Here is a 5,349-nt window from a genome sequence, read left to right on the forward strand (position 1 = left end):
CATAACGCGTGAACTGGTTGGCGATGAATTCAGGGGAATTGACCGCACGAAGGAATGCACCTATTTTTTTCTTTTTCGTTCTTTCAAGCCCTTCTTCAGTGAAAAGTGATTCCGCCTTCGCTTTCAACAACAGTTCTTTCAGTTTGTCAGCCAGTTCATCGGGCTTTTCAGTATCCCCTCCGACAGTGACAAACCCGAAGCCGTTTTCCTGAGTATAATCATAATGGAAGGTCTCATCAATAAGCCCGTCGTTATAAAGATCAAAATAATAAGAAGAACTTTTTCCGAATAATAAATCCAGGAATACATTCATGGAAAGCTCCTGTTTAAGCATTTCTTTTCCTTGCTGAGTCGGCTCCGGAGCCTTTAACCCAACTAGGCATTTAGGAGATTGTACGTTCATTTTGAGTACCTGTTTTGTTTCGGCTACTGTATCTGGCTCAGCATCGAACCTGCGTTTTATCTCAGGCATTTTTTCATAAGGCTTCTTTTCCTGATTGGAACGGACCTGATCCATGATCTGATCGGGATCGACCGGACCGACCACAAATAGAAGCATATTACTCGGGTGATAAAAGGTATTGTAGCATTGGTACAGCATATCTTTTGTGATTGGAGTAATCGAATCAATGGTACCTGCAATATCAATTTTTACAGGATGGTTTTTATACATGTTCTGTATAACACCAAAGTATAGCCGCCAATCTGGATTATCGTCATACATCGTGATTTCCTGCCCGATGATGCCTTTTTCTTTCTCGACCGTTTTCTCGGTAAAGTAAGGTTCCTGAACAAAATCGATCAATGTTTCAAGGTTTCTTTCAACTTCATTTGTGCTTGAAAAAAGATAAGCCGTCCGTGTGAATGAAGTGAAGGCATTAGCGGAAGCTCCCTGGCGGCTGAATTGCTGAAATACATCTCCATCCTCTTTTTCAAACAACTTATGCTCGAGAAAATGAGCAATCCCATCCGGAACTTTCACAAAATCTTCTTCCTTCAATGGGAGAAAATGATTATCGATACTTCCGTATTTTGTAGTAAAAGTGGCATATGTCTTGTTGAACCCTTTTTTCGGAAGAACATACACATCCAGTCCATTTGACATTTTTTCATAATATAAATTTTCTTTTATCTGATCGAAGGAAATTTTCTTCATTTTTATTCCTCCATTCCTGTTAAGAAATAAATTGTATCCAGCTCTACTTTATTCGCTGCTGCGATGATTTCTTCTTTGGTCGTTTTTTCCACTTCTTCAAGCCAATGTCCAAGGTCAATCTGACTTCCGGATAATGCATTATGATACAGAACTTCAATCAGCCCCCTTGAGGTGTCAACCGTTTCAAGAAGCTGGTTCCTTATGACTGCTTTTGTCTGTTCAATTTCAGCATCAGTGAAGTCACCCTTTTTCATGGCTTTCAACTGCTCATTAATGATACCGACTGCCTGATCATAATTTTTGAATTCAATACCCGACATGACCATCATGAGTCCTTTATGGCTTTCCAGACGACTGGCAGCATAATAAGCGAGACTTGCCTTCTCCCTGACGTTGATGAACAGCTTCGAGTGAGAGAAGCCTCCGAAGATTCCATTAAAAACCTGCAGGGCAAAATAATCTTCGTCCCCGTAATGCGTATTGGTCCGGTACCCCATATTCAACTTTCCTTGCTTAACATCCTGCTCTTCCTTTACTACATTTTCCTTATCTTTACGCTTTACTTCTAAAGAATCAACTTCAGCAGGTATGCGCTCCTGAAATGTAAATAGTCTGTCACAGAATCTTTCTACCTGCTCCGTATCGACATCTCCAATAACATATAGATCCATTTGGTCTTCGCTGATCACTTTTTGGTAATACTCATATAATTGATTTGAAGTAATCGAATCAACATGCTCGTTCGTTCCGTTCACATGAAGTGCGAACCGTTCATCTTTACACATTTCTTCAACAAGACGGGAATTGGCATAGCGCATCTTGTCATCATATACAGCCTGTATTCTTACCTTTTGGTTCCGTTTCTCTTTTTCCACTGTGCGGTCGTCAAATTTACCGCTTTCTACATTTGGATTCAATAACACATCTGAAAGGAATTCCAGTCCTTTTTCAAGCAGTGGATCCGAATCCTTCAAGAATTTTTCATTTGCTATTTCTACCGAAAAACTGACAATATGATACTCACCTTTTTTGGCTAAATCAGTAAAAAAGCTTGCGCCGTATCGTTCATCTAAATAAGTACGGAGTTTCGTCGTATTTGGATACGTTTTTGTACTGCTTTGCATGACATGCGGCAAAAGCCCGCGCAGCGTGACAGTTTCCTGATCTAAAGGGGCTTTCATTTTCATCACAAGGTTGTTCGTCTTATACTTATCCGTCTTCACTATATGTAATGTATAGCCTTGCTTTTTCTTCACCACTTCATTAATGTCCGTCATTGTACCGTCCTCCTTGGCCATCCTTGCATTTTAATAAACTTGACTCTAATAAAGATATAAACACCTTTATTGTGCGGTATTTTATTTTAACTATACATGTTGCAATAGAAAGAATTCAAGCATCTTCCTCTATTGGAAAAATCGACACATGCACTTTTAACCATTAATATGTTCAAAAGCTTATGTTCAGAATATGTCCCTTTAAACACCACTGTTGATTTCCCCTGCCTTCCTTCCGTGCCGCAGGAGTCCACGTCTTTTACCCCAATCAATAACTGAACACAATAACACGAACAACTTATCCATTAAGATGCATTGGAACTTTACTGATAATAAAAAAGAGTGCCCTTGTTGATGTTTCAACAAAGACACTCTTTTCTTTCATTAACGGCTTCCTTTTACGTATGGTGTACCTAATGCCTTAGGTGCATCAGCACGGCCGATGAATCCTGTCAATGCCAGGATGGTCAGTACATACGGAGCAATTAATAAATAAACGCTTGGAATATTTTCAAATAATGGGATACTGCTGCCGATAATACTTAAACTTTGGGCAAAACCGAAGAATAATGCTGCTCCCATTGCGCCAAGCGGATGCCATTTACCAAAGATCAGGGCTGCCAGAGCCATGAACCCTTGCCCGCTGATCGTGGCATGACTGAAATCAGAAGAAATGGACTGAGCATATACTCCACCGCCGACACCAGCAAACGCACCAGAAATGATCACACCGATATAACGCATCCTTGTCACATTGATCCCCATTGTGTCAGCAGCCATAGGATGTTCACCTACAGACCGCAGTCTTAATCCGAATGGAGTTTTAAACATGATATACCAAACAATAACGGATACAAGGATGGCCGCAAACGGTGGCCAGTAAGTATTCGAAAAGAAGATGTCACCGATAACAGGAATCTTGTGTAACAGCGGTACGTCCACCTTACCAAAGCCCTCTGAAATAATATCTGTTTGACCCTTGCCATAGATTCTTTTTACCAGGAATAACGTCAAACCAATGGCAAGTAAGTTTATTGCTACACCGGATACAACTTGATCCGCCCTGAATGTTATGGAAGCCACTGCATGCAGCACGGAAAGCAGTGCCCCCATCACCATCGCTACAAGAAGTGCCACCCAGGGAGTTGCAGAACCAAACGTCTCGGCAAATGTAATATTAAATACGATACTTGAGAAAGCCCCAATGACCATAAGGCCTTCTAGTCCAATGTTAACAATACCGGATCGTTCTGAGAACGCTCCGCCTAAAGCAGTGAAAATAAGTGGCGAAGCCCATAATAATGTAGAAGGGATAAGTATTACTAAGATATCCATCAAGCCCACTTATTTCACCCCCTTTTTACTGAATCGTTGAATTAAGTAACGGATCATATACCCTGAAGCTACGAAGAATATGATAAGTGCGATGATGATATCGACCAACTCATTCGGTATGCCCGCTTCAAGAGGCATGTTTAAGGCACCTACTTTAAGACCACCAAATAATAGTGCAGCAAACACGACTCCTATCGCGACATTACCGCCCAGCAGTGCGACAGCGATACCATCAAATCCTACACCAGTGAAACCGCCTTTGATCGATGCGTACCCGAATGTCCCAAGTCCTTCCATGGCTCCTGCAAGACCTGCGAAAGCACCTGAAATGACCATTGAAAGGATGATGTTACCATTTACATTCATCCCAGCATACTGGGAAGCATGCTGGTTGAAACCGACAGAACGCAGTTCATATCCGCGTGTCGTCTTCTCCAGCAGGAACCACATGATGAATACACATGCCAGGGCAACAAAGATCCCCCAGTGTAAACGAGAGTAGTCCGTGATACTTTCAAAGAATGGAGAAGTTAATGATGCTGAGTCTGCTATATAATCTGTTCTGTCCGAACGGTCTGTCAAAACATCACGGATAATTGAGTTTGTCACATGCAAAGCAATATAGTTCATCATAATCGTAACGATTACTTCATGCACCCTGTACCTGGCTTTTAAAAGCCCAGGGATGAATCCCCATATCGCTCCTGCGAGCGCAGCTGCGATAATTGCCATTGGCAGGTGGATGATCTTGGGCAGGTCCTCAAATGCAATCCCTACCCAAACGGCTGCCATCCAGCCTACAATTAATTGTCCTTCAACCCCGATGTTGAATAGTCCAGTCCTGAAGGCAAATGCAACAGCAAGTCCAGCCAGGATATACGGAGTAACCTGCCTGATTGTTTCACCTACATAGTAGATTTCACCAAAAATCCCTTGCCACAACGCGGAATACCCAGCAATGGGATCGTAACCGCTGACAAGCATGATGATAGTTCCAACTATGATACCCAAAAGGACAGAAATAACCGGGATTAATATATTTGTTATTCGATTAGACATTTGCGTTTTCCCCCGTTCCCTTTCCTTTCGAACCGGCCATCAATAGACCAAGCTCTTGTTCAGTCGTTTCTTTCGGGTCTACGACTGCCACAATTTGACCCTCGTATATGACCGCAATACGATCGCTGACATTCATTATTTCATCCAATTCGAAAGAAAGCAGCAATACAGCCTTTCCATTGTCCCTTTGCTCGATAAGGCGTTTATGGATGAATTCAATTGCACCTACATCCAATCCCCGTGTGGGCTGTGCTGCAATCAAAAGATCCGGATCACGGTCAATTTCCCGTCCGATAATCGCTTTTTGCTGATTCCCGCCTGATAATGCCCTTGCAAGAGTGAATTCAGATGGTGTCCTGACATCGAACTCAGAAATAAGTTTTTTTGCCTGGTCATATATATTCTTATAGTTCAGAATCCCTTTTTTAGAAAAAGGCTTCTTATAATATGTTTGCAGAACCATGTTTTCGCCTATAGGAAAATCCAATACCAATCCGTGTTTATGCCGGTCCTGAGGTATAT

General features: G+C 41.9%; 4 protein-coding genes and 1 pseudogene. All 5 read right to left on the minus strand.

What is annotated here, in order from left to right; all coding sequences use genetic code 11:
* The coding region (gene yfmH, locus HP456_RS19320) for an EF-P 5-aminopentanol modification-associated protein YfmH (protein ID WP_172254133.1) at positions 1 to 1,156 on the minus strand (1,156 nt) is incomplete at its 3' end.
* A 2-nt stretch (positions 1,157 to 1,158) separates the two neighbouring features.
* Complete coding sequence (yfmF, locus tag HP456_RS19325; protein WP_172254135.1) at positions 1,159 to 2,433, minus strand: EF-P 5-aminopentanol modification-associated protein YfmF; 1,275 nt, start codon at positions 2,431 to 2,433, stop codon at positions 1,159 to 1,161.
* A 384-nt stretch (positions 2,434 to 2,817) separates the two neighbouring features.
* A complete protein-coding gene (locus HP456_RS19330) occupies positions 2,818 to 3,777 on the minus strand; it encodes an ABC transporter permease (RefSeq protein WP_172254137.1) in 960 nt (319 codons plus the stop codon).
* On the minus strand, positions 3,778 to 4,827 hold the full coding sequence (locus HP456_RS19335) for an ABC transporter permease (protein WP_172254139.1): 1,050 nt from the start codon (positions 4,825 to 4,827) through the stop codon (positions 3,778 to 3,780).
* Positions 4,820 to 5,349 (minus strand): annotated as a pseudogene (nupO, locus tag HP456_RS19340) (guanosine ABC transporter ATP-binding protein NupO); the annotation flags it as partial. The gene HP456_RS19335 and the pseudogene nupO, both read right to left, overlap by 8 nt.

The sequence above is a fragment of the Bacillus haikouensis genome, from assembly GCF_013179555.1.
GTDB classification, from domain to species: Bacteria; Bacillota; Bacilli; order Bacillales; family Bacillaceae_B; genus Rossellomorea; species Rossellomorea haikouensis_A.